Raw genomic sequence first — 23,344 nt, 5'->3', positions numbered from 1 at the left:
ACATGCCGCATGATCAAGAACGCGAAAGCCCATTGGGACGCCATGTTCGGCAATCTACAATCTACAATCTACAATCTACAATCGTAAATGGTATAAGTAGGCGAGGATGCGTGAGGCGTTGACGCGAAGCAAGCGCATCCTAACTTTCCTACTAGAAACAGACACCATGTGGCCCATCCCAATCCTCTTCATTGATGCGAGTACGCTCTTTCGCAAACTTGCTGCCGGGGTCTTACAGCGCCATTTTGCGAGCCGTATCATGTTGGCGGCAGTTCATGGCGCATGGCACCCCGCTGAGGTCTCGGTGCTGGAGCCACAACCACAGGTGGTGCTGCTTGGCCTTGGTGCCGACGGCATGCTCGATCCCGCCCTGCTGAACGCCATTCAGCAGGCGCTCCCCGGTATACCCGTAGTCATTCTGGGCTACCTCGATGATGATGCCTATAGTAGCGCCGCGCTGACTGCTGGAGCGGCTGCTTTTATCTCCAAGGATTCGCTCCACACCGAGTTGCTGCCGGTATTGCACCAAGTCGTCGCCCGGCCATCAGAGATAGCTCACTGGAGACACCCATGACTCATGTACGTAACCCCTTCATGATTACAACCCTCTACCTCCTCTGTGCAGTCATCTGGGTGCTTGGTACCGATACCCTGCTCAATAATCTTACTGCAGACACGCTCCTGCTGACTGGCTTTCAGCATCTGAAGGGTGCTGGTTTTGTGCTGGCTACCGCCTTTTGTTTACAGGTGTTGTTGGTGAATTATCAACGTGTCGTCACAACCGAGCAACATGCCCAACAAGCACTGGGGCAGACCTACCAGACACTCTTCCAAGATAGCTATGCTGCCATGCTGTTGATTGATCCCAATAATGGCTTGATAGTGGATGCCAATCGTGCGGCATGTCGCTTCTATGGCTATGAGCGCAGTATGCTCTGCCAGATGAAGATCACGGCCATCAACATGCTCACAGCGGAAGAGGTGCGCCACGAGATGCATTTGGCCCAACAGAATAATCGCAACTTCTTCCTTTTTCGCCACCGTTTGGCCAATGGCGTGGTGCGTGATGTTGAAGTCTATAGTGGCCCCGTCCAGATGCAAGGGCGGGTTTTGCTCCATTCGATCATCCACGATGTGAGTGAACGGATCAAGCATGAACGCGAGCGCAATGGGTTGCTGCACCTCGCTACCGTGTTGCGTCAGGCCGAGACGCGCGCCAACCTGCTGCCCCTGCTGCTGAGTCAGGCCCGCGAGCTCTTGGGTGGTCATAGTGCCATCCTCTGGCACGCCAACCTTGATGAAGATAGCGCCCAGGCTGAATTGGGGCTAGGCGTATGGCAAGCGCTTCAGGGCCATACCATTCGGCTCGCCCATACCATCACTGGCCAAGTGGTGAGCAGTGGTTTGCCCCGTAACCTCACCAATGTCGCCGATGAGCCTCTGTTCTACCGCAGTGATCTGTTGGGGCCAGAGGATTGCGCCATCTGTGCCCTAGTGGTCAATCAGGCCCATCCCATTGGTGTGATCTGGATTGCCCGCGACCATCCCTTTAGCGACGAAGATGTCCGTACTCTCATGGCCATTGCCGATATGGCCGCGAGTGCGCTGCACCGCGCCGAGTTGCACGACCAGACCGTGCGTCGCCTTGAGCGCATCGAGAGTCTGGCCAAGATCGATCATGCGATTATGCTCAGCCACGGCCCGGCCCCGGCCCTCACAACCTTGCTTGAGGTGGTGGCTGAACAGCTTCATGCCAATGCCTCGGTGGTACTGCTCTGCAACCCTGAACAGCCTGGCTTGGAATGTGCTGCCTCTCATGGCCTCTCGGCTACAGCACGTAGCCACATCCATGAGATCATCTCGACCGAACTGGTCGAACAGATCTGCATCCATCCACAGCCATGCAAACTCGCGCCCTACAAGGTTACCAAGCTGAGTAGCACACTTGTAAAAGAGGGGTTGCGCTATGGCTACGCCGTACCGCTGGTGGTGGAGGGGCGCAGCATTGGGATCTTGAAGGTCTTCCTCAAGGCACCCACCGTCGTTGACCACGAATGGCTCGATTTCCTCAAGACTCTGGCGGGCCAAGCGGCAATTGCGGTTGAGCGAGCCCGGCTCTATACCAGCCTCGAGCAGACGGCGCTTGACCTGGAGCGGGCCTACGATGAGACGCTAGCCGGTTGGGCCAAGGCGCTCGAATTGCGCGACGCCGAGACCGAAGGTCACAGCCAGCGCGTGGTGAACCTCACCGTCCAATTGGCCAAAACGCTTGGCATTGCTGAACCAGAGCTCACGAATATACGCCGTGGGGCGCTCCTGCACGACGTGGGCAAAATGGGCATCTCCGATGCCATTTTGCACAAACCCGGCCCATTGAACGACGAAGAATTCAAACTGATCCAACAACATCCCGTCTATGCCTACAACTGGTTGCGCCAGATCAGCTACCTCCAGCCGGTGCTCGCCATCCCCTACAGCCACCACGAACGTTGGGATGGCACAGGCTACCCGCAACAACTCAAAGGTGAAACAATCCCCCTCGCCGCCCGCCTCTTTGCCCTAGTGGATGTATGGGATGCCTTGACCTCGGATCGCCCCTATCGTGCCGCTTGGTCGCCTGAACATACCCGTGATTATATTGCTGCCCAAGCAGGCAAGCAATTTGATCCCGCCCTTGTGCCGGTCTTCCTCAAGCTTGTGGGGGGCTAATCCCATTTCAGATTGTAGATTGTAGATTGCAGATTGCCGAACAAGGAAATATACGCCCTCATAGTTGTGCCTTGTTAACGGTGTCTTAATGCTTCTTATCACCGAAAACCGGCCTAGCCAACTACGATGAAGATCAGACTTCTAGCAGGCTATGCAGTGAAGCAAAAGCATGTGGAGTTGCCATAGTATCGGATTCTAAGGTACTATATAGACCTAACGAACGATACCATGCCTCACCTTCAGAAAGGAGCGAGACCATGCTGGTCCGCGATCGGATGAGTGCCCACCCAGTAACGATTGAACCCGAGTCCAGCGCACTGTCGGCCCTTGGAATTATGCAGTACCACCGTCTCCGCCACCTGCCCGTTGTTGACTCTAGCGGACACGTTGTCGGTATTCTTGCCGAACGCGACCTGCTCTTGGCTGCTTCGCGTCATCTCCACGCTGGGATGGAGGTCACGGAAGTAATGGCTCGTGATGTGGTAACCGTCAACCCCGAAACGCCGATTGGTGAAGCCTCCGCCCTGATGGCCCGCCACCACTTTGGTAGCCTCCCCGTGATTGATGAGTCCAATGTCATTGTAGGGATTATCACCGAGAGCGACATCTTCCGCGCCTTCGCCGATTTCATGAGCGAAACACGCGCCTATGGTGAAGATTAGTTGTTGTGGGGTAAGCCCCACACCACATCGTTAGTTCATTTGATTTTGGGTGTAAGGGTGCGCGAGGGAACCTAGTTCCCTCGCGCACCCTTTCCCATTACACATCTCTCATTTTGGCAGCAAAGCCGCCAAAATGAGAGAAATTAAGGTATAATGGCATTGGCTGTCCTGCTCTAGCTGCTGTTTCTCAAAGCCGGAATGCACCCTTTCCTAATTACGCACAATGGTTGTGCGTGAGGGTGTGAGCATTGAAACAAGGAGCGAAAAGTCTTATGAACCCAATGCAACGGTTCGGGCGTCTTGTCGTCGCTATGGCTTTGCTTCTGTTCGCTGGTCTTCTCGCAGTACTTCCCATCCCAGTCCAAGCCCAGGGAGCGAGTCTCAGCATCACTCCAGCCATTGCTCCGCAGAACAGTGTTGTTACCTTAACGTTAGCAGGTTTTGAGCCGCGTGAAGTTGTTTCGCTATGGCTAACCCAGCCCGATGCTTCGGTACTTCGGTTGGGCGATGTACGTGTTGGCAGCACCGGTATTCTGGAAACTCCCCTTTTTGTTAGTTCCAGTTTCCCGACAGGTGTCCATTCCTTTAGTGCCCGTGGCAATCGCTCGCAGCGCCTTGCCATTACGCAGTTCGAGTTAACGATTGGTCGTGGCTACGAGCCAAGCCCGGGCGTTGAGATTAATGTAGACATGGTGCAGCGCCCCCAAGGCCAGTGCTTCCTCTTCAGTGGCAGTGGCTACAGCCCCAACGAGCGCATCTCGGTCTGGATCCGCTTCCCAGCTAATGAGATCGAGGATGTAGGCCGCATTACCGCTTCGCCTGGTGGCACTTTCATGGATGAACTCTGCTTTGGTCGGCTTGACCCCGAAGGTCTCTACCACTACACCGCCCATGGTAACAGCAGCCACCGCACCGGCATTGGCACCTTCAACCTGCGTCGTGGTGATTACCTCGGAGCCCTGCCTGGGGCTGCTACCCTCACGGTGATCCCCGATGCGGCACGCCAACTCGATTACGCCACCCTGATTGGCACTGGCTTCTTGCCCGGTGAAACGGTCAGCCTCTGGCTTACCCTCCCCGATGGTGTCGTACTCAGCCTCTTCCAAGGTATCACCGTTGATGGCACCTTCGCCGAAGACATCTTCCTCCCACCATTGGCGGCTGGTCGCCACTACTTCTCGGCCTATGGCCAAACGAGTGGACAGCGCGCTGTTGCTGCCTTCGATCTCTGGCCTGGAGATGGGAATTAATAGCATTTGTTGAAGTAGGATAGCCAATAAGCTGTGTGGGCGGGCGAACTCTGTTCGCCCGCCCACACAGCTTTACATAGTGTTTATTTCGATTCTACCAACCCCAAAATCCGTTCGGCCCGCTGCCCGTAGGTGTGCTCTGCTGCCAAGCTGCGCCGCGCTACACTCTGCGCTGTACCATGTTCGGCCAAGGCCGCCGCGAGGGCCGCCACGAGCCCCGCGAAATCGCGGCGCGCAAAGGGGTAGCAGAGTTCGCCTGGTACAATCTCGTGCAACGCTGGAATATTTGGCATTACTAAGGGCTGGCCTAGTGCTAAATATTCAAATAGCTTCAGGGGCGAGGCGGTTACGTCAGTCACCGTGTCGGGAATGGCCAGCACATCAGCCGCAACGAGGTAGCGCACCACCTCCGCTTGGGGCCGTGGGGCCAAGAGGATGCAACTGCCCGCCGTGGCGCCCTGCGCCTGCTCGGTAACCGGCATGCCCAGCGCCTCTGCCTGCTGACGCAAAGCGGCCCGCTCGCCGTCGCGCCCGCCGAGGAGCACTAGTGTCAAGTTGGGCCGTTGCGCCTGCATCTGCGCCACCGCCGCTACGAGGCCATCGAGCCAGCGGTGGGCAAAGGTCATGCCTGCGTAGGCCACGATTGGTGCCTCTAAGGGCAAGCCCAACGCCTCACGCGCCGCCCGCTGATCAGCGGGGGCAAAGACATGATCGTCATACGCATCGGGAATGACGGCGACCTCGTGGGGCGCACGCCAACCAATGGCCCCCAAGAGCTGCCGAAAGTCGTCGGTGAGCGAAACGACCCTCGTCGCCCGCGTCAGGGCTACGCGATCAATCAGGTGCAGCAGTCCGGTGGCCCATGGCTCTTTGGCCCGCGAAGGGTTGTGCGTCTCCAGATCATGCGCCTCATAGATCACCGGCAGGCCCAAGCGCGGCCCCAACAGCCCCGCCCACCACGCCGCGCAGATCACCTGGCGCACATAGACGGCTTCCACCTCATGGCGGCGCGGTGCGAGTACCGCCGCCGTCATAAAGGCAAAGGCCGTATGCTCCAAATAGTAGAGCAGCGTACTCTTATAGAGCCGCGAGAGCTTACCAATCGCAGGGCGCGGCATGTGCAGCGCCCCCACCTCAGCAAAGCGGCTCGGCTCGCGGCCCCAACGCGGGATGATTGCTACCGTATCGGGGCGACGCGCCCGCAGCTCCCGCAACGTTGTGTAGGTCTGCAGCGCATTCGCCGATTGCAGCGTAAGGCTGGTGGGGTAGGCGATGTAGGCGATCATGGTGCTTTAACCAACGGTTGCTACTTCTCGCACATGCAAAATTTCACGCGACGCTCGTGAGCGAATATCATGCTCAGATAAGGTCAACACAGCTATCGTTGCGCCTTCAGAAGTCACGAACTCAACCTCATAATTTTTTCTATCCTGATAAATGTGTACAACTGTTCCAATATCCCCTCTTTCTAATCCATATTCATGAATGTCTTTTGTTAAGACAACAAGATCAAGCTCTTGTACCATGATGCAAATCCTTCCCTAAACGGGGGCACGGCAATGCCGTGCCCCGGGACTGGGCCGAACCTGGGAGCGCGGGCGTCCCGCCCGCATGCGGGCGAGACGCCCGCGCTCCGGCGCGTAGGCAAGCCCAAGCTTGTTCGCGCTAACAAGTTTTGTTAGGGACGGTTTCAGGACACGTTACCGTTTGTGTTGTAGGTAGTGCCGACTGTAATTATTCACACTTCTCCTAGGAGCGCGGGCGTCTCGCCCGCATCCATGCCATTGCGGGCGAGACGCCCGCGCTCCCAGGCGGATGTTTTACCCCAAGTCTGAACAGATACTGCCGACGTTAGTCGGCTGAGGTCGCCGCTAACCCCCTGGATGCCGACTAACGTCGGCACTCCAACGGTAAGGGAAGCGGATAATGTTGATTACCCCGTGGCTTTGTCACCCTGAGCGAAGCGAAGGGTCTGCTGCGGGTAACAGAGAGATGCTTCGCTGCGCTCAGCATGACAGGCTGTTGGGATACTTAGAAGTTTCTGCTTCCCTAAAGCTGTTCCCCTGTTCTCTGTTCTCTGTTCCCCTGTTCTCTGTTCTCTGTTCTCTGTTCCCCTGTTCTCTGTTCCCTCCGCCCCCTCTACTCCGCCGAACTCGCATCAATCACCGCTTGGGCGATCTGTTCGCCACGGCCTTGGGGCAAGTAGACGTAGCGCCCACCGAGCCAGCCCGCCAGTTGTTGGGCTTCGCCACGACTGACAAAGCTGCGTTGGGTGTCAATCACCACTGCACCGATCCCAGCCGCCCGCAGACGCGCACTGAGTGTCTGTACTTCGTGGCGCGCCGTATCGAGGCGCTGCTGCTTATCGTGTTCCGGGTCGGGGCGGAGCGGTACATTGGGGCGACCATCGGTGATCAATACCAGCGTGGTGCGGTAGATGCCCCGTGAACGGGCCTGCTCGGCCACTTGGTAGGCGGTGAGCAATGCAGCCGCTAGGGGAGTCCCGCCGCCGGTGGGTAGCACATCAAGGGCGCGCTTGGCCAACTCTACGCTCTGCGAGGGGGGCAGCAGCATTTCGGCCTGCTCACCCCGGAAGGCCAGTAGCGCCACCTGATCGCGGTGGACATAGGCTTGTTGTAGCAGCGCGTTGACCGCGCCCTTCGCTTGGCGCATACGGTGCAGCGCCATCGAGCCACTGGCATCCACCAAGAAGCAGAAGAGCGTCCCGGCCTTGCTGCGATATTTCTTGATATGCAGGTCATCGGCCTTGAGGCGGATGTGGCGTAGCGCCGGGGCGGCATGGACACGGGGCAACTTTTCCGCCTCGGCGCGGCGCATCGGCTGCCAGGGTGCCGCAGCCCGTAGCGTTGCCACCACATCAAGACGCCCCTGGGCAGGCATGCCGGGGATCGAGCGAATGTGCCGCCCCCGCAGCCCGGAGGTTGCTCCCCGCGAACCACTGCGCCCACTCCGCCGAATGGTGAAGGGCGTCTCAAGCACATCGGGAGGCACTTCAGAATCGAGGGCCGAGAGGATCAGATCCTCTACGGTCAACTCCTCAGGCGGCGGAGGTGGTTTCTCCTCATCGTCGTCCTGATCGTCCTGCTGCTGCTCTTCCTGATCGGGGGGCGGCGGCTCTTCGGGGGGCGGCGGATCCTCAGGCGGTTGCGGCTCCTCCAGTTGGGGGGCGCGGGTTGCACGGGGCAGCAGCACAAAGCGCACGGCCCGTTCGAGATCCTCATCGGCGACCTCATCGCGCCCGGCCAGCGCCGCCGAGGCCAAGGCCGCACGGGTGGCAAAGATGTCGGCGCGCTGGCCCTCTACGCCCAGGGCGAGGGCAGCCTGAATGATCTGGATAACGCGGGCGTCATCAATGGTTACATCGGGCAAGGCTTCACGCGCCGCGAAGATCATCGCCTTGAGCAGGGCATCTTCATCATCAAAGGCTGCTATCGCCTCCAGGTTCAGATTGGCCCCCACCTCAAGCGCCTCATCGGTTCGTTTGCGCCGGCGCCGTGAAAGGTTGGCACGCTGCTCTTCGCGGTCACGATCCAGGTTACGGCGCACCACCTCAGCGCGGGCCGGGGCGGGCGCGTGGGCCAGAGGGGCCACAATCAGGCCCACGCGATCCATCAGGTGGCGGCGCGGCGGCCCTTCCGCTGGGTCATAGGTAGCAATCAGGGCAAAGTCGGCGGGTTCAACCACACTGAGCCCTTCGCGTTCAACCCGCACCACCCCACTATCAACCGCCGAGAGCAGGTGGTTCACCGTACTATCATCAAGCAGATTCACCCCATCGGCATAGAGCAAGCCACCGTGCGAACGCGCCATCACCCCACTACGGTGGACGCGCTCACCACGGTTCAGGGTCGCCTCAAGATCAAGCCCCCCCAAGAGTCGATCCTCAGTGACACCGACGGGCAACTCAACAAAGATCTGCTCATCGAGCAGACGGGCAAAGGAACGCACCAGCGTACTCTTACCAGTCCCAACCCCTGCTGCGATGACCACCCCACCCAATTCGGGGTCTACCGCTAGGAGCAGGAGTGCTTGACGGGCGGCATCAAGCCCAACCAGTGCAGAGAAGGGCATGACGTGCGCTTTTGAACGGGGAGCTGCGGCTACGGCTGCTTTGCTCACAGACTAGCTTTCCTTCCAACTAGACCAATACCTCTTCAACCGCACGCTCGATGCGCACCGCATCATCCTGGGTTTCGAGGGGGTCTTTCCGCAGGCGATGGCGCAGGGCCAGAATTGCAATGCGGCGGACATCCTCTAGGCGCACTTCGTTATGGCCTTCAAACGCAGCGAGCGACGTAGCAGCACGGCTGAGTGTCAGTTCGCCACGGTGGCCATCAATCTCGAGCTTCACACAGAGTTCAGCGATCTTGTAGAGCACCTGGTCGGGAAGTACCACTTCAGGTAGACGTTTCTGGGCGCTCTTGATCTTGCGTTGCAGCTTGGCCGTATCCTTATCGCAGGAGGCCATAAAGCCAACCGGATCGGCATCATAGGCCCGTCGCCGCTTCACAATCTCAACCCGCTCCTGCACATCGGTAATCGTCGTGATGCGCGCATGCAGGCCAAAGCGGTCGAGCAACTGCGGACGCAGGTCGCCCTCTTCGGGGTTACCGGAGCCAACTAGCACAAAGCGGGCCGGGTGGCGCACACTAATGCCTTCGCGTTCTACCACATTGGTGCCACTGGCGGCTACGTCAAGCAGCACATCAACCAGGTGATCTTCAAGCAGGTTCACCTCGTCAATGTAGAGGAAGCCCCGATTGGCCCGCGCCAAAAGGCCGGGGGCAAAGGCTTGGACGCCTTGAGTCAGGGCACGTTCAATATCGAGCGTACCACAGACACGATCCTCCGTAGCACCGAGCGGCAGGTCAACCACCGGCACAGGAATCGTGACAGTCACCGCCCGCTTTGCGGGCTTACTCTCGCCCCCAGCCGCCGACGGGCAGTGGTCACAGATCCCAGCGGTGCGATCAGGCGCACAGGAATAGGCGCAACCCTGTACCGCCTTAATCGGTGGCAGCATATCGGCCAGCGCACGGACAGCGGTAGACTTCGCGGTACCGCGATGGCCCATCACCATCACCCCACCGATGGAGGGATTGACCACACAGAGGAGGAGCGCCAGCTTCAATTCGGCTTGACCGACAATTGCGGTAAAGGGGAATGGGGGCACGGGACTAGAGGTAGTAGTGGAAAGACCATTCTTCGATGACGGCTCGGATTGGACAGTCTCAGTTGCCATGGGCACGTCTCTTACCAATATATAGCGAGGAGAAGCGCACGGTGTAGGGCAAAGCCCCGCCGTATCAATTCTCCCCGCACTGCTCCTAACGCTCTCGCCTAACGGATCGAGCGTTTAACCACGGATCCGGCTGTTGGCTTGCGCCCCTGACGGGTAATCCGCGCAAAAGCCGTGATGTTCGTCCAGAAAAACGTCAGACACAACGCGATTACCGTGACGATCAGACTCGCCCAACAGACCAGCACTGGTGCAAAGGGGCCGATCATCTCGGTAGCCTCACCAAGACCTACTGGCATGACCCTGCTCCTATCATGTATTGCGGTTGTGAGCGACACCACACGCGGTACTCACCCCCCGCAGCTCTAGGGTTTTGATATAATCTTGTTTACTTCAATTATACCACAGGCAGTTGTTTCCGACTGTTACACTACTTCCGCCACAGCGGATTGGCCTGATCAGGGGTGTCAATCTGCAACTCCTCAAAGCTTTTGCACCAACACCAGAAGCGTGCGGCACACCACCAGCGCAGCCGCAAGTGCCACGGGGCCACGACATAGTCGGTTGTTGCGATCTTGGATGGCAGCTTTAGTCTCATTATCTTCCTAGCCGTCGTAGTGCCGACTTTAGTCGGCATCCGGGGGTTGTCGGCGACCTCAGCCGACTAAAGTCGGCACTACCTAATGGCGCAAACGGTATAGTGACCTGAAACCATCCCCTAACGATAAAAGGGACTCGCGGGGCGTCGTAGGTCTACATAACAATAGGCTTCACCCGATTGCTTGAGCGCGGCGAGGATGGCAAACTTGCTTTCAAGATCAACTTCATCGCCAAGGCAGATGGTGGTATTGCCGTCAATCGTGAGCGTCATGCCCTTTTTAGGGTCGCGGTTTGCTTCGGTGACATAGAGACCCAACTCATCGAGCATGCGGCCCATAATGCGGCGCATGCTTGCATCCACCTCAGGCTGCACCCCAACGGCCTGTTGGCGTAGGTTCAGATCAAGACTGATCGGCCTCCGGGGGGCCTGGCGTCCACCAAGCAACTCACTCGCACTCGCGCCTGCTGGGACTTGGTCGGGTTCAACCGCACCAAAGATGCTCAGAAATTCCTGGTATTCCAAAGGACACACGTCGGCCATAGCCACAGGCGGGGTTGTTCGGCTGATTACCTGCTGCGCTAGGCGCTCAAAGAGGGCATCGAAGGCGGGTTCACTGAGCGCCAATTGGCATGCATCGGCCAACTCGCGCACCTTGCGATCGAGGGGCAGGCTGGCCAAGATCGGCAGATTGACCCGTTGGGCAAAGCGGGCGGCCACACCAGAGCCATCGTCGCGGTTGACCACCAAGCCAACGAGCCGCGTCTGCCCGCCCATACTGGCAAAATACTTAGCGGCACTGGCGATATTATTGGCCGCATAGAGGCTTTGGCGGTCGTTGCCACAGAGAATAATCACCTCTTCGGCCAACGAGCGCGAAAGTGGCGTTGCAAAGCCACCACAGACCACATCGCCCAAAAAGTCCATCACCACAAAATCGAGTGCCCACTGGCTCAGGCCAAGCTTTTCCAGCAGATCAAAGCCAAAGGTAATCCCGCGCCCGCCGCAGCCACGGCCCACCTCCGGCCCACCGATCTCACAGCCATAGACCGTAGTCTGGCCCATAATCTGGGTCTTAAAGATGACATCCTGAGCTTGCAGCGCCTCTTCGCGCCCCTCCTCCTTAAAACGGCGCCAGACATCACCCAAGGTCGGCAGACTGACGCCACCAAAGAGTGCATTGCAGCTATCGTGCTTCGGATCGCAGCCCAACTGCATCACCCGCTTATCAAGCAGAGCCAACTTACTAACCAGATTGGTCGTAAAGAAGGACTTGCCCATGCCACCTTTGCCATAGACCGCCAGCATGCGTGCCGTGGTTGGCGTGGAATATGAAGGCATGGTGGTATTGCTTTCTAGTGTTCAGAGAGGAGGCGAGTGGCGAGTGTCTCCGCGTCTTCGCGTCTCCGCGTCTCCGCGTCTCCGCGTCTCCGCGTCTTCGCGTCTCCGCGTCTTCGCGTCTCCGCGTCTTCGCGTCTCCGCGTCTCCGCGTCTCCGCGTCTCCGCGTCTCCGCGTCTTCGCGTCTCCGCGTCTTCGCGTCTTCGCGTCTTCGCATCCTCAATCCTGGGGCCACTCAATGATCAGCTTGAGGCAACTCGGATCCTCAAAGGCGAGGCGATAGGCGGCCTGGATGCGATCAAGGGGAACGCGGTGGGTAAGCAGACCCGTAACGTCCAACTCTTGCGCGGCGATCAGATCGCGCACCTGTGGCAGATCGCCATCAATCCCAAACTTCCACTCGCGGGCCACGAGGATTTGGGCTTCGCGCATAAAGAGGGGCGCATAGGGAACATTGATCGTATCGTAGTACCCGAGCAGCACCACGCGACCGTGGTTCGCCAGGAGCGGCAGGGCACCCGCGAGGGCGGTCATCGAGCCAGTGGCCTCCATGATGACATTGATATTGGCATCACTAATGGCCTCATCAAGCGACTCGTGGGTGACATCAATGACCTGATCGGCCTGCGCCGTACTCAGGCGGGCACTGACGCGATCAGCGACCGCAACATGTTGCGCCCCTTGGATGCGTGCGATGCGTGCCGCCAGTTGGCCCACAATGCCCTGGCCCAAGACAAGCACACGGTCGCTGCGCCGAATTTGGGCCACATTGACGCCATGGAGCGCCGTAGCGGCGAGGGCAAGCACCACGCCAGTAGCGGGATCGATAGATCCTAAGGGAATGACCCGTTCCGCCTCGGCACTAATAAACTCACTCTGCCCGCCCCAAGCGGGATTCACGCCCCGGAAGCAGCGTGCGCCCCCGACATAGACCCACTGTCCAAGTAGGTCTTGGGGAGCACGGGTGCCCACTTCCACCACCTGGCCGACCGTCTCATAGCCAGGCACAACCGGGAAGAGCAGGGCGGGATGGGGCATACGCCCATCGAGCAGCATCCGCTCGGTACCGGCGCTAATCGAAGTAAAAGCGGTACGCACCAACACATCATTTGCCCGCGGCTCAAGGACTTGAACCGTTCGCAACTCAACCGTGTTGCGGCGGGGAATGACCACCGCCCGTGATTTAATCGGCATACGGGCCAGCGCTTTCTAGCGATTATTGACTACTGGTGAGCGCCTGCTTCTTGAGCGTTTGGCGCTGGCGATACGAATGAACTCCTCGATAGAGAAACTGACCAGCATTGAAGAGGTAGGTCACATAGGCAAAGACCATCACCCACATCACCGTTTCGGTGCTAGCCCCCATCCAAACGGCGATGAAGTAGAGGTTGTGGGTAATGATCGCAATCAGATTTCCCACGTCCTCCCAGAAGAACTCCTTCGCCATGAAGTAGTGGTCGAACATGTCATACTCCCACAACATCCCGGTGATGGTCAGCGCCCAAATCAGGGCAATCTTGAGCCAGATGCTGATGGTCGTAATCCAATAACCTTCGCCAGTAGCCAAGTAGCGAATCACAAGGGCGAAGCTAATGATGAAGACCAGAAACTGGATCGGAGCCAGAATAATCTGCACCCGCGTCCACTTTGAAGCTTCGCGGCGACGTAGTTGTTCAGGTGTGTAATTCATGGGCGTATCTTCTAGGTTTAGCTTAAAGGTTCTCTGAAAGTCTACAGGCTGGCGTTGGAGTGCCGGCTTCAGCCGGCTCTAGTTAGCCGTCTCCATAGCCAAGACGGTACCAATATCGTTTTGCGAGAGACCTTTGAACTCTTGGACACTAATGCCCCGCAGGATGCCAATCGCCATCACCATCACGACCGCCTCGAAGGCAAAGATGAGGCTATAGCCCACGGAAGCCGAGAGCAGGTTGGTCTGGATCAAGCCCGTCACCAAGCCACCACTAAAGATATTGGCAAAGCCATTACCAAGACCCTGGGCCATCCCCCAGATGCCCATATAGAGCCCCGTCTGGCCCTCAACGGTCATCTCCATCATCATCGAGAGCGCACCCACATTGAAGAAGCCAATCCCCAGCCCCATCACAAAGAGCGCGGGGTTCATCAATTCGGGTTGATAGGTAAAGCCAGCGACAGAGATCACGGCCAAGCTACCAGCAATGGCAAAGCTACCAATGGTTGCAATCGTCTTCTTGGCAATGGGGAAGATGCTGGAGATAATCCCAATCGTAAGCATACTCAGCAGAGCCCCAGCGCCCCAATACTGCTGGTAGGCTGCGGTTTCGGCCTGTGGTTTGCCAAAGACCTGAGCGCCAAAGGGTTCAAGGATGGCATCTTGCAGGAAGATACCCATAATGGCGAGCAGAACAAAGAGGGCGAAGCCGCGCACTTGGCGATTGGTACGCATCAGGCTACGCGCAACCCGGAAGGTTCCCAGAGGCGAATCGTTCTCTTTGGGCTGTGCGGCCAAGAGCCTGGCATGCTCCTCCTTGGTCACGCGCCGCTCAATGCCCAAAATACCAATCAGGGTCGTAATCATCACCACCCATGGGGTGAGATTGTAGAGCTGCACCATCGCCTCGTGGGTATAGACCGGCATAATCACCCGCGAGACCCCTGCGGAGATAATGCCACTCAAGATGATCATCGCCCAGACGACCGAAACCACCATGCCCCGCGTCTTCTCATCGGTCACTTCAGCAATCAGCGAATTGGAGGAGCTCCCGTTCATCGCCATCATCAGGCCAAAGAAGATGATCAGGGCATAGGCTTCAACCATAGCAAAAGCTTCGCGCTGACCAAGGCCAATGGCGATATAGGGCAAGAAGAGGAAGACCAGCGAGGCACCAAGTGAACTCAGGATGATATAGGGGGTACGCCGATAGCCCCAGATCGGGTTGCGATCAGCCAGTCGTCCCCAGTAGACCTGAGTAAACGAAATGAACTGGTGCAGACCGAGCAGCGAAGTGACGACGATAGCAATCGCGCCGGGGTGAATGTCGGCAATTGCGACCCGGTTGAAGTTGAAGGTGAGCAGCGCGAACATCCAACCAGCACCAAAACGACTGATCGCAAGGCGAAGGGTTAAGATCACGAGGCGCAGAACCCCCATCATAGTAGCGCTCCCTTTCTGGCACAGGTGTGACCAAACCTGTAGTACGGACTAGAAACTACACCAATACTAGGGCAGGATGGGGTGAGGGATCGCGGGAAGTATTCCAAATCTCGGAAGTAGCTGTAACCCATTCCTCATGCCCAAAACTAGGAATTTGATGGCGTTAGGCGCTAATAACGCAGCGTATTATGATAGATGTGAGTATAACATAGCCAAAAAAAGCCCGCAATGTGTGCAAAAGAAGTACAAAATGTCAACGTTTACGCCGTGTTTTCGTAGTTTTGGTAAGTGGTATCTTGTTTAACTTTGCTACCGTTTGGCGGCTTTGCCGCCAAACGGTAGCAAACAAGCGGATTTGGGGCGTAGCCCCAACAACGTTGGCGTAGTCCTACGCACTTTTCTTGCATTTATTCAAAAAAATGTCAAACCATGCTACAATAATATCAAGGTTCTTGCCGCCTATGTACCCTACATCTACGAACTGACACCCTACCGCATGGCCTATGCCCAGACACCCATCGCTGGATTTGCGGGAGTCACAGGGGAGCTTGACCATGTATGTGCGCTGGGTTATCCGGCGGCACAAAAATGCCGCGATAGCTGACACCAATTTTTTTGATGCCTACCTGGTGGCAAGTTTTCGGGATCAGCGCGGTGTCCCGCGTCAGCGAACTATCTGCTATCTTGGGAACATCAGGCAGATTGGTAATAGTTTTCCCACTATTGAGCGGGAACTTTTTTTGCTGCGCGCTGAACGGATTCTCGAGTCGATTGATGAATTGAGTGAGAGTGATCGTGAAGAGGCGATGGATGCGTTACGCCAAAAGGTACCGCCCTTGGATCGTGATGAGGTCTTGAACGCCTTTGTCGAAAATCTGCGTTGGTACCGTCGCTGGTGGGAACAGAACGGTGGCGGCCCATCGGACGAAGAGTTGCTCACGATTGTCCAGTTGGCGCGTGGGCGGGTGGGACCAATTTAACGTTTTCCTCCATGTTGTCACACATCCACGGCGCGTGACGTGCTATGATACTGTCACAGCTTGTTGCAATTTACTCACTATACATAGCGCCCATATGGAGCAAGGGACCATCCTGATTGTTGATGATAACCCGCAGATCTTGAGCATTCTCACCGATCTGTTGCGCCCTCTGGGCCATACGATCGTGTGTGCAACAGATGGGCAGATGGCACTAACGATGGCCTTCAACAGTCCCCCTGATCTGTTGCTGCTTGATGTGATGATGCCTGGAATGGATGGGTTTACGCTGTGTCGGCACATCCGTGCCGATTCCCAACTGGCACATTTGCCGGTTATTTTGATTACTGCGTTGGATGATCGCGAGTCGCGGATTCAAGGTTTTGAAGCAGGTGCGGATGAGTTTATCACCAAACCCTTTGACTATGCCGAATTGCGGGCGCGCGTCTCGACGGTGCTGCGGCTCAATCGCTATCGCAAACTGAACGAGCAACAAGAACGGCTTGCCGCCGAGCAAGAGCGCTTCGCATGGGCGGTCGAGCATAGTCAAGATGGCATCTTGGTGCTAGGGCCGGACGATACGATTCGCTATGCCAACCCACGGGCCCGCACCTTTCTGGGCATGGATGCGGCTGCACCGGCCAATCTGCCGTTCTACCATTTGGCCACTAGCCGCTTTACTTTGACCCCCGCTGAACACTGGAATGATTGGCCCAATGATGGTGCCAGTGATGAGCATCCCCGCTTCTTGGTGCGCCCCGAGAGCCGCAATGTGGCTGAACGTTGGCTGCGCGTTGAATTGCTCCCCCCCGCGAGTAGCGATGATGCGCGGGTGGTGCGTTTGCGTGATGTCACTGAGCAGGTGACGACCCAACGTGAGATGTGGACTTTCCATGCGATGCTAGGCCATAAGTTGCGGACGCCACTGGTAGGTATTCTTGGTGGGTTGAATATTTTGAGTGGTGGGGCGACCCATATGGAGCGTGATGCGATCCTTCGCATTGCCGACGTGGCCCTCTCCAGTGCGCGTCGTTTACGCTCCGAAATCGAAGATATTTTGCACTACCTGCGCCCTCCCGCCGACATCTATGGCGTTGATGGGCCAACCTTGCATGATGTGGCCGCCCTTTGTGAACAGATTGCCAATGATCTTGGTGTGACGCAGCTTAGCGTGAATCTGCCAGCAACTCAGGGCGAAACGCGGCTGGCTTTGACGCGCCACAGTATTGAAGTCGTGCTGCGTGAAGTCATCGAAAATAGTGTCAAATTTCATCCCGAACGGTCGCCAGAGCTTGCGATCATGATGGAGATAACCGAAGATCACCAACTGGTTATCCAGATCATTGATGATGGCACGCCCCTCCCGCCCGATCAGATTGACCTGGCGTGGCGGCCCTACTACCAGAGTGAGCGTAGCTTCACAGGTCAAGTTGAGGGCATGGGTTTGGGTTTGGCTCTCGTGGCGCGTATCATCCATGCCGTAGGAGGGCGCTGTGCCCTCGATAATCGGACTGATGCTGCGGGGGTGGTTGTGACCCTGACGGTGCCGTTTGTAGCTCAGAGTAGGACATAGAACTTCTATGCGTATTGCACTAACTGGGGCAGGGGGGCAGTTGGGGCTTGCATTGGATGCGGCCCTAGCCCCAGAACATACCATCATTCCGTTGGATCGTGATCAGATCGAGTTGGGTTCACCAGATACAGTGGAGCGCATTGTGGCCAGTGGGGCCGATCTGGTGCTCCATCCTGCGGCACATACCCATGTGGATGGTTGTGCCCGCGACCCGGCTTTGGCTTACCAGATCAATGCATTAGGTACCAAGTATGTGGCTCTGGCCTGCCGTCGCTTAGACGTGCCGTTAGTCTATATTAGTACCAATGAGGTCTTTGCGGGCGACGCAACCAGCCCCTATGCGGAATATGACCAGACGGGGCCAATTAATGCCTATGGGCGCTCGAAGTTGGCGGGTGAAGTAGTCGTGCGCGAGTTGCTTGAGCGCTTCTATATTGTGCGTGTCGCGTGGCTCTTTGGGGGCGAACAGAACTTTGTGCGTACCGTCCTGCGTTTAGCGCAGCATCCACCGGAAGGGGGGGTGCGCATGGTCGCTGATGAAGTTGGTAGCCCGACCTATAGCGTTGATGTTGCGGCTGCAATCAGGCCATTGCTTGCGACTGAACACTACGGTACCTACCATTTCGTCAATGCTGGCTTGGCCTCGCGTTACGCCTTTGCACGGGCGATCCTCGATCTCGCTGGTTATGGTACACTGCCAATGTTGCCGATTCGCTTGGCCGATTATCAGCGTGCGAGTATGCCCCCGCCCTATACGCCTCTCGCCAATTATGCTGGCGCGGCGCTGGGTATCACGCTACGACCATGGGAAGCAGCGCTTGAGGCCTATTTGGAGCAATTGCAGTAGAGGGGGCGAAACGGGTTTCGCCGGTTGCCAGCACAGAGCGAAGCCTTGCGTATGACCAAAATCGATCTGATTATTCCCAGTTATAATGGCGCTGCATTGCTGCCTACCTGCCTTGATGCGCTTCGCAAGCAGACCCGTCAGGACTTCACGGTAACGGTTGTGGATGACGGGGGCAGTGATGCAACACCAGCGTTGCTTGCTGCCCACTATCCAGAGGTCCAACTTCTGCGTTTGGAGCGTAACCGTGGCTTGGCCGGGGCGGTGAATGTGGGCTTGGCGGCAACACACGCGCCATTTGTGGTACTGCTCAATAATGATACCGAGGCCGCACCCGATTGGTTGGCGGCTCTTGTTGGTGCCTTGGAGCGCTACCCGGCCTATGCCTTTGCTGCCAGCAAACTACGGCTCTTTGATCGGCGCGACCACCTACATTCCGCAGGTGATTTCTACCGGGTCGATGGTGAACCAGGGAGTCGCGGGGTCTGGCAGCAGGATCGCGGGCAGTATGATGCGCTCAGTGAAGTCTTTGGCCCCTGTGCTGGGGCGGCGGCCTATCGCAGGACGGCACTTGATGCGCTGGCTGAAGCTGGCAAGGTGTTTGATGAAGATCTGGTGATGTACTGTGAAGATGTGGATCTGAACCTGCGTGCTTGGCGACGAGGCATGCGTACCCTCTTTGTCCCCACAGCAGTGGTCTACCACCGCCTCAGTGCAACCGGAGGGGGCACGCTGGCGAGCTACTATTGTGGCCGGAATTTTGCCTTGGTTTGGATAAAAAACATGCCGCCTCCTTTGGCACGGCGCTACTGGCCGCGCTTGGTGGCTTCACAACTTCGTTTTATGCTTACTAGCCTGCGCCATGGGCGGGAGCCAGCAGCACGGGCGCGGCTGCGTGGGCAACTGGCGGCCTTACGGGCCTTGCCGCACTTTTGGCGCAAGCGCCAAAAGTTATTGAGGGAGGGGTTCGGGGAGGGCGAAGCCCTCCCCGAAAAACCCTCATCAAGCCTAGATTTCCAGCAACAGTATTTGCAAAACGGATACGTTAGGTGATGAAGGAATCATATGTCCAATGATGCGTTGCTGCTCTCGATTGTCATTCCGGCCTACAATGAGGCGCGGCGTCTACCAGCAACCCTAGCGGCCATTCGGGCCTATCTTGACACCCAGTCCTATGGGGCTGAGGTGTTGGTGGTGGATGACGGGAGTAGCGATGGTACCGCAGAACTTGCAGCGAGTTACCCTGGGGTTGAGGTGTTGCGGCTTGAGCATCGCGGCAAAGGCTTTGCAGTGCGTGCCGGTGCGTTGGCAGCGCAAGGCAGCTATGTGCTGCTCTGTGATGCCGATCTGGCTGTGCCGATTGAGGAGTGGCCCCGCTTTGAGGCGCGGCTCCGTGCGGGCGATGCGGTGGTGATTGGTTCGCGTGAAGGGGTAGGCGCTACCCGCGAGGGCGAACCCTGGTATCGCCATGTGATGGGCCGGGTCTTTAACTACATTATTGCCCTTGTGGCCCTACGCGGAATCAGTGATACCCAGTGTGGCTTTAAGGCTATGCCGCGTGAAGTGGCCCATGAACTCTTTCGCCGCGTGCGTATCTATGGCGATGATGCCCCAGTGGTGCAGGGTGCGGCGGTGACCGCCTATGATGTTGAGTTGCTCTTTTTAGCCCGCAAGCTAGGCTATCGGATTAGTGAAGTGCCGGTACACTGGCAGTATGGCACGGAGACGAAAGTCAATCCGGTGCGTGATTCGTTACGCAATTTGCGTGATGTGCTCAAGGTACGTTGGAATGATCTGCGGGGGCGGTATCGCACAGAGGTAACGCCTACCCACAAGATGAGCGTCGATTAGTGGTATTTCCCAATTGAGGTTGTATGCGCCGTAACGATATTCGTAATATTGCGATCATTGCCCATGTTGATCATGGCAAGACGACGTTGGTTGATGCGTTGCTCAAGCAGAGCCGTATCTTTCGTGAGAATCAGGCGGTTGAAGCGCGGGTGATGGATTCTAATGCGCTTGAGCGTGAGCGTGGGATTACTATTCTTTCAAAGACCACTGCGGTAAGCTATAAAGATTTCAAGATTAACATTGTTGATACCCCTGGTCACGCCGATTTTGGTGGTGAGGTTGAGCGGGTTATGAACATGGTTGATGGGGTGCTGCTGCTGGTTGATGCGGCGGATGGCCCCATGCCCCAGACCAAGTTTGTGCTGCGCAAAGCGCTCCAAGCCGGCCACCAAGCGATTGTGGTGGTCAATAAGGTTGATCGGCCCCAGGCACGGCCCAATTGGGTTGTCAATGCAACCTTCGATCTCTTTGTTGATCTGGGGGCCAGTGACGAACAGGCCGAGTTTGCGACGATTTATACCAATGCGCTGACGGGCCATGCTGGTCGTTCGCCTCTGAAGATGCACGATTCGCTAGAGCCGCTCTTTGAGGCGATTATTGATCGTATTCCAGCACCTGATGTTGATGCCACAGCCCCCGCGCAGTTTCTCGTGACGACGAGTGCCTACGATGATTACAAGGGCAAGATTGTCACGGGGCGGCTCTATCGCGGTACGATTAGTAAAGGCCAGGCTTTGGTACGGATTGACCGCGAGGGCAACCAGAGTCCGGCCAAATTGAGCCAACTCTTTGTCTATAATGGCTTGCAACGCCAAGAGGTTGAGAGCGCCCAAGCGGGTGATCTCATTGCGCTTGCTGGGATTGGTGATGCCAATATTGGTGATACGATTACCGATGCGCTCCAACCAGAGGCTCTGCCGACCATCAAGGTTGAAGAGCCGACGGTACGCATGACCTTCGGGGTCAATACGAGCCCTTTTGCGGGCAAGGAGGGCCAGTTTGTAACCTCGCGGAAACTGCGCGAACGGCTCTACCAAGAGACCGAGCGTGATGTTGCGTTGCGCGTTACCGATACCGATAGCGCCGATGTTTTTCTGGTGGCTGGACGTGGTGAATTGCACCTCGGTATTCTGATCGAAACGATGCGGCGTGAAGGTTATGAATTTCAGGTCTCGAAACCAGAAGTGATCTTCCAGCAAGGGGCTGATGGTACGCGCCTCGAGCCGATGGAGTTGGTCGAGATTGAAGTCGCCAATGATTACCAAGGGGTTGTCGTCGAACTCTTGGGTCGTCGTCAAGGGGAGATGCGCGACATGCATGTCCGCGATGACGGCACGGTTCACTATGTCTATCTGGTGCCTACCCGTGGCCTGCTCGGTTTCCGCCAGCTCTTCCTCACGGCAACGCGGGGTACCGGCATCCTCAACAGCCTCTTCTACGGCTATGAGCCGATTGCGGGCGACATGGAGATGCGCGAAAACGGTTCGCTGATCGCCTCAGAGGGTGGCACGGTGAGTACCTATGGCATCAATCAGGTGCAGGATCGTGGCACCTTCTTTGTCACGCCGGGCCAAGATGTCTACGAGGGCATGGTGGTAGGGCAGCACATCCGCGATGTTGATCTTGAGGTGAATGTCTGCAAAGAGAAGCACCTCACCAACATACGCAACAACAAAGGGGCCGAGGTGATTCGCCTCGATGCGGCCCGTAGCCTCTCGCTCGATGATGCGATTGAGTATATCGGCGATGACGAGTTGGTTGAGGTGACACCCAAGGGTTGGCGTATTCGCAAGAAGTTGCTCAGTTCGGACGACCGCCGTCGTGAGAAGAAGCGACGCGATCTGGCGCTTGCGTAGTGATAGTGTAGATGCGTTCATGCTCGGCGGCAATCTGCGCCCAACTGAAACGGGCGGCGAGGTTGCGCCCTTTGGCTGTCAAGCTACGGCGTAGGGCGGGATCAGCCGCGAGGCGCTGAAGGGCGTTCCGCAGTGCAACGGGATCGTCAATCGGGCAGAGCAGCGCTGCATCAGTGAGGAGCCGATGGTCGGCGGGATGCTGGGGGTAGGTGGTTACCACGGGGCAGCCATGGGCCAGCGCCGCCAGCAGGCTGCCGCGCCGGAATGAGGCACCATCACGAAAGGGCAGCGCGACCGCATCGGCGGCCAAGAGGTGGGCCGAGACGTAGCTATCGTCAACATGGCCGGTGATGTGTACCCGCGCTGTCAGTCCTAACGCACTGATTTGCCTACGCAACTCGTTGGCGTAGGCAACATCTTGGGGGGCTGTAGCCGCCCCGCCGATCAGCAGTAGGTGCCAGGGTTGCGCCAGTTGAGCCAAGGCCGCCAGCAACTGTTCAGCCCCCTTGCTTGGCGAGAGCAAGCCAAAATAGGCCACCAAGCAGGCTTCTGGTGCTATGCCCAACGCCGCCCGCCATGCGTCCCGCTCATAGCCTGGTGGCGGGGCAACGGCAATATTTGAACCAATTGGAATGACATAGTGTGCAGGCGGTGGGCGCGGCACCCACTGCTGCACCTGCGCCGCATCGCCAGCATTGGTCACCACCAGCGCATCAACGTCGTGGGCCAAGCGCTGGTTCACCCATGTGCGGAGGGGGCCAGCTTTGGGCCAGAGGTAGGGCACCAGCAGATCATGGAAGGTCACCGCAAGCTGGGGCCGCCCCGCCAAGCTGCGGAGCCGCCAGGGCAGCAGGTTGATGCCGGGGGCCATGGCGTAGGCGCCGGTCTGGTATTGGATGTGCAGCCATGTGGGCTGCAGTTGATCGAGGGCACTGATGATGGCAGGCCAGCAACGGTGCGACCAAGTAAGCTGCTGACCAAGCTTTAGGCACAGCCTTGGTTCGTTGCTGCCAAGCTCTAGGCCGAGCAGACTACCGGCCTGGATGGTCAGCACGGTGATGCGTTGGCCACGGGCAACGAGGGCGTTGGCCAAACATTGGGTATAGGCTCCCACCCCGCCTGGTTGGGGAGGATATTCGCCGGTGAGGAGGGTGATGTGCATAAGGGTTAGGATATAGGAGGCAGGAGATAGGAAAGAGGGCTGTAGTGCCGAAGGCTGGCTTCGACAGGCTGGCTTCGACAGGCTGGCTTCGACAGGCTGGCTTCGACAGGCTGGCTTCGACAGGCTGGCT

At 57.6% G+C, this 23,344-nt stretch carries 21 protein-coding genes; 10 read left to right on the top strand and 11 right to left on the bottom strand.

Features of this window, described 5'->3' with window-relative positions; translation table 11 throughout:
- Window positions 1–166 precede the first annotated feature (166 nt).
- The 4 genes from CJ255_RS13320 (at window position 167) to CJ255_RS13305 (ending at window position 4,621) form a co-directional block, all read left to right on the top strand.
- On the top strand, window positions 167–574 hold the full coding sequence (locus CJ255_RS13320) for a response regulator transcription factor (protein ID WP_165774705.1): 408 nt from the start codon (window positions 167–169) through the stop codon (window positions 572–574).
- Window positions 571–2,709, top strand: coding sequence for an HD domain-containing phosphohydrolase (locus CJ255_RS13315; RefSeq protein ID WP_097644591.1), 2,139 nt, complete (start codon window positions 571–573; stop codon window positions 2,707–2,709). The genes CJ255_RS13320 and CJ255_RS13315 overlap by 4 nt, the downstream gene beginning before the upstream one ends.
- A gap of 257 nt (window positions 2,710–2,966) precedes the next feature.
- On the top strand, window positions 2,967–3,371 hold the full coding sequence (locus CJ255_RS13310; RefSeq protein WP_097644590.1) for a CBS domain-containing protein: 405 nt from the start codon (window positions 2,967–2,969) through the stop codon (window positions 3,369–3,371).
- Window positions 3,372–3,643: 272 nt separating this feature from the next.
- Window positions 3,644–4,621, top strand: coding sequence for a hypothetical protein (locus CJ255_RS13305; protein ID WP_097644589.1), 978 nt, complete (start codon window positions 3,644–3,646; stop codon window positions 4,619–4,621).
- An 83-nt stretch (window positions 4,622–4,704) separates the two neighbouring features.
- Here CJ255_RS13305 and CJ255_RS13300 read toward each other — a convergent pair whose 3' ends face one another.
- The 10 genes from CJ255_RS13300 to CJ255_RS13255 form a co-directional block, all read right to left on the bottom strand.
- Window positions 4,705–5,907: a glycosyltransferase gene (locus CJ255_RS13300; RefSeq protein WP_097644588.1), complete on the bottom strand. Its 1,203-nt coding sequence runs from the start codon at window positions 5,905–5,907 to the stop codon at window positions 4,705–4,707.
- Window positions 5,908–5,913: 6 nt separating this feature from the next.
- Window positions 5,914–6,147 carry a DUF4926 domain-containing protein gene (locus tag CJ255_RS13295; protein ID WP_097644587.1) on the bottom strand — a complete coding sequence of 78 codons (234 nt, stop codon included), beginning with the start codon at window positions 6,145–6,147 and terminating at the stop codon, window positions 5,914–5,916.
- A 613-nt stretch (window positions 6,148–6,760) separates the two neighbouring features.
- Window positions 6,761–8,713, bottom strand: coding sequence for a magnesium chelatase ATPase subunit D (bchD, locus tag CJ255_RS13290; RefSeq protein WP_097644602.1), 1,953 nt, complete (start codon window positions 8,711–8,713; stop codon window positions 6,761–6,763).
- A gap of 67 nt (window positions 8,714–8,780) precedes the next feature.
- The gene (gene bchI / locus CJ255_RS13285) at window positions 8,781–9,884 is read right to left on the bottom strand and encodes a magnesium chelatase ATPase subunit I (protein ID WP_097644586.1); all 1,104 of its coding nucleotides are present in this window, start codon (window positions 9,882–9,884) and stop codon (window positions 8,781–8,783) included.
- 98 nt (window positions 9,885–9,982) lie between these two features.
- A complete protein-coding gene (locus CJ255_RS13280; RefSeq protein ID WP_097644585.1) occupies window positions 9,983–10,180 on the bottom strand; it encodes a hypothetical protein in 198 nt (65 codons plus the stop codon).
- 131 nt (window positions 10,181–10,311) lie between these two features.
- Entirely contained in the window at window positions 10,312–10,479 is a 168-nt protein-coding gene (locus tag CJ255_RS23580; protein WP_165774704.1) for a hypothetical protein, read from the bottom strand.
- Between the two features lie 120 nt (window positions 10,480–10,599).
- Entirely contained in the window at window positions 10,600–11,820 is a 1,221-nt protein-coding gene (locus tag CJ255_RS13275; protein ID WP_165774703.1) for a chlorophyllide a reductase iron protein subunit X, read from the bottom strand.
- Between the two features lie 217 nt (window positions 11,821–12,037).
- Window positions 12,038–13,012 carry a zinc-binding dehydrogenase gene (locus CJ255_RS13265; RefSeq protein WP_097644584.1) on the bottom strand — a complete coding sequence of 325 codons (975 nt, stop codon included), beginning with the start codon at window positions 13,010–13,012 and terminating at the stop codon, window positions 12,038–12,040.
- A 22-nt stretch (window positions 13,013–13,034) separates the two neighbouring features.
- A complete protein-coding gene (gene bchF, locus CJ255_RS13260; protein ID WP_097644583.1) occupies window positions 13,035–13,508 on the bottom strand; it encodes a 2-vinyl bacteriochlorophyllide hydratase in 474 nt (157 codons plus the stop codon).
- A 78-nt stretch (window positions 13,509–13,586) separates the two neighbouring features.
- Window positions 13,587–14,951 (bottom strand): BCD family MFS transporter, encoded by a 1,365-nt coding sequence (locus CJ255_RS13255; RefSeq protein WP_245863386.1) that lies wholly within the window; start codon window positions 14,949–14,951, stop codon window positions 13,587–13,589.
- 554 nt (window positions 14,952–15,505) lie between these two features.
- Between CJ255_RS13255 and CJ255_RS13250 the strand changes: the two genes are divergently transcribed.
- The 6 genes from CJ255_RS13250 (at window position 15,506) to typA (ending at window position 22,052) form a co-directional block, all read left to right on the top strand.
- Window positions 15,506–15,931, top strand: a complete 426-nt coding sequence (locus tag CJ255_RS13250; RefSeq protein ID WP_097644582.1) for a hypothetical protein — start codon at window positions 15,506–15,508, stop codon at window positions 15,929–15,931.
- Between the two features lie 94 nt (window positions 15,932–16,025).
- A complete protein-coding gene (locus tag CJ255_RS13245) occupies window positions 16,026–17,501 on the top strand; it encodes a response regulator (RefSeq protein ID WP_097644581.1) in 1,476 nt (491 codons plus the stop codon).
- Window positions 17,502–17,508: 7 nt separating this feature from the next.
- Window positions 17,509–18,348: a dTDP-4-dehydrorhamnose reductase gene (rfbD, locus tag CJ255_RS13240; RefSeq protein ID WP_097644580.1), complete on the top strand. Its 840-nt coding sequence runs from the start codon at window positions 17,509–17,511 to the stop codon at window positions 18,346–18,348.
- A 51-nt stretch (window positions 18,349–18,399) separates the two neighbouring features.
- Window positions 18,400–19,398, top strand: a complete 999-nt coding sequence (locus CJ255_RS13235) for a glycosyltransferase family 2 protein (RefSeq protein WP_097644598.1) — start codon at window positions 18,400–18,402, stop codon at window positions 19,396–19,398.
- A 12-nt stretch (window positions 19,399–19,410) separates the two neighbouring features.
- Complete coding sequence (locus tag CJ255_RS13230) at window positions 19,411–20,196, top strand: dolichyl-phosphate beta-glucosyltransferase (RefSeq protein ID WP_097644579.1); 786 nt, start codon at window positions 19,411–19,413, stop codon at window positions 20,194–20,196.
- Between the two features lie 23 nt (window positions 20,197–20,219).
- Window positions 20,220–22,052: a translational GTPase TypA gene (gene typA / locus CJ255_RS13225; protein WP_097644578.1), complete on the top strand. Its 1,833-nt coding sequence runs from the start codon at window positions 20,220–20,222 to the stop codon at window positions 22,050–22,052.
- On the opposite strand, the gene CJ255_RS13220 is transcribed toward typA, so the two are convergent.
- Window positions 21,997–23,214 (bottom strand): glycosyltransferase family 4 protein, encoded by a 1,218-nt coding sequence (locus CJ255_RS13220; RefSeq protein WP_097644577.1) that lies wholly within the window; start codon window positions 23,212–23,214, stop codon window positions 21,997–21,999. The two genes, typA and CJ255_RS13220, sit on opposite strands and share 56 nt — an antisense overlap.
- Window positions 23,215–23,344 lie beyond the last annotated feature (130 nt).

The sequence above is a fragment of the Candidatus Viridilinea mediisalina genome, from assembly GCF_002532535.1.
In the GTDB taxonomy this organism is placed as follows: domain Bacteria; phylum Chloroflexota; class Chloroflexia; order Chloroflexales; family Chloroflexaceae; genus Viridilinea; species Viridilinea mediisalina.
The sequence above is the reverse complement of the archived record's forward strand: the minus strand, read 5'-3'. Positions and strand labels throughout refer to the sequence as shown.

Excerpts from the sequence above, each read along its gene's own strand:
- CJ255_RS13245 (WP_097644581.1), top strand. The coding sequence starts at position 16,026 with ATGGAGCAAGGGACCATCCTGATTGTTGATGATAACCCGCAGATCTTG.
- CJ255_RS13315 (WP_097644591.1), top strand. The coding sequence starts at position 571 with ATGACTCATGTACGTAACCCCTTCATGATTACAACCCTCTACCTCCTC.
- CJ255_RS13295 (WP_097644587.1), bottom strand. The coding sequence starts at position 6,147 with ATGGTACAAGAGCTTGATCTTGTTGTCTTAACAAAAGACATTCATGAA.
- CJ255_RS13230 (WP_097644579.1), top strand. The coding sequence starts at position 19,411 with ATGTCCAATGATGCGTTGCTGCTCTCGATTGTCATTCCGGCCTACAAT.
- CJ255_RS13300 (WP_097644588.1), bottom strand. The coding sequence starts at position 5,907 with ATGATCGCCTACATCGCCTACCCCACCAGCCTTACGCTGCAATCGGCG.
- bchF (WP_097644583.1), bottom strand. The coding sequence starts at position 13,508 with ATGAATTACACACCTGAACAACTACGTCGCCGCGAAGCTTCAAAGTGG.
- bchI (WP_097644586.1), bottom strand. The coding sequence starts at position 9,884 with ATGGCAACTGAGACTGTCCAATCCGAGCCGTCATCGAAGAATGGTCTT.
- CJ255_RS13255 (WP_245863386.1), bottom strand. The coding sequence starts at position 14,951 with ATGATGGGGGTTCTGCGCCTCGTGATCTTAACCCTTCGCCTTGCGATC.
- rfbD (WP_097644580.1), top strand. The coding sequence starts at position 17,509 with ATGCGTATTGCACTAACTGGGGCAGGGGGGCAGTTGGGGCTTGCATTG.
- bchD (WP_097644602.1), bottom strand. The coding sequence starts at position 8,713 with ATGCCCTTCTCTGCACTGGTTGGGCTTGATGCCGCCCGTCAAGCACTC.
- CJ255_RS13235 (WP_097644598.1), top strand. The coding sequence starts at position 18,400 with ATGACCAAAATCGATCTGATTATTCCCAGTTATAATGGCGCTGCATTG.
- CJ255_RS13310 (WP_097644590.1), top strand. The coding sequence starts at position 2,967 with ATGCTGGTCCGCGATCGGATGAGTGCCCACCCAGTAACGATTGAACCC.
- CJ255_RS13275 (WP_165774703.1), bottom strand. The coding sequence starts at position 11,820 with ATGCCTTCATATTCCACGCCAACCACGGCACGCATGCTGGCGGTCTAT.
- typA (WP_097644578.1), top strand. The coding sequence starts at position 20,220 with ATGCGCCGTAACGATATTCGTAATATTGCGATCATTGCCCATGTTGAT.
- CJ255_RS13265 (WP_097644584.1), bottom strand. The coding sequence starts at position 13,012 with ATGCCGATTAAATCACGGGCGGTGGTCATTCCCCGCCGCAACACGGTT.
- CJ255_RS13280 (WP_097644585.1), bottom strand. The coding sequence starts at position 10,180 with ATGCCAGTAGGTCTTGGTGAGGCTACCGAGATGATCGGCCCCTTTGCA.
- CJ255_RS23580 (WP_165774704.1), bottom strand. The coding sequence starts at position 10,479 with ATGAGACTAAAGCTGCCATCCAAGATCGCAACAACCGACTATGTCGTG.
- CJ255_RS13250 (WP_097644582.1), top strand. The coding sequence starts at position 15,506 with ATGTATGTGCGCTGGGTTATCCGGCGGCACAAAAATGCCGCGATAGCT.
- CJ255_RS13320 (WP_165774705.1), top strand. The coding sequence starts at position 167 with ATGTGGCCCATCCCAATCCTCTTCATTGATGCGAGTACGCTCTTTCGC.
- CJ255_RS13305 (WP_097644589.1), top strand. The coding sequence starts at position 3,644 with ATGAACCCAATGCAACGGTTCGGGCGTCTTGTCGTCGCTATGGCTTTG.
- CJ255_RS13220 (WP_097644577.1), bottom strand. The coding sequence starts at position 23,214 with ATGCACATCACCCTCCTCACCGGCGAATATCCTCCCCAACCAGGCGGG.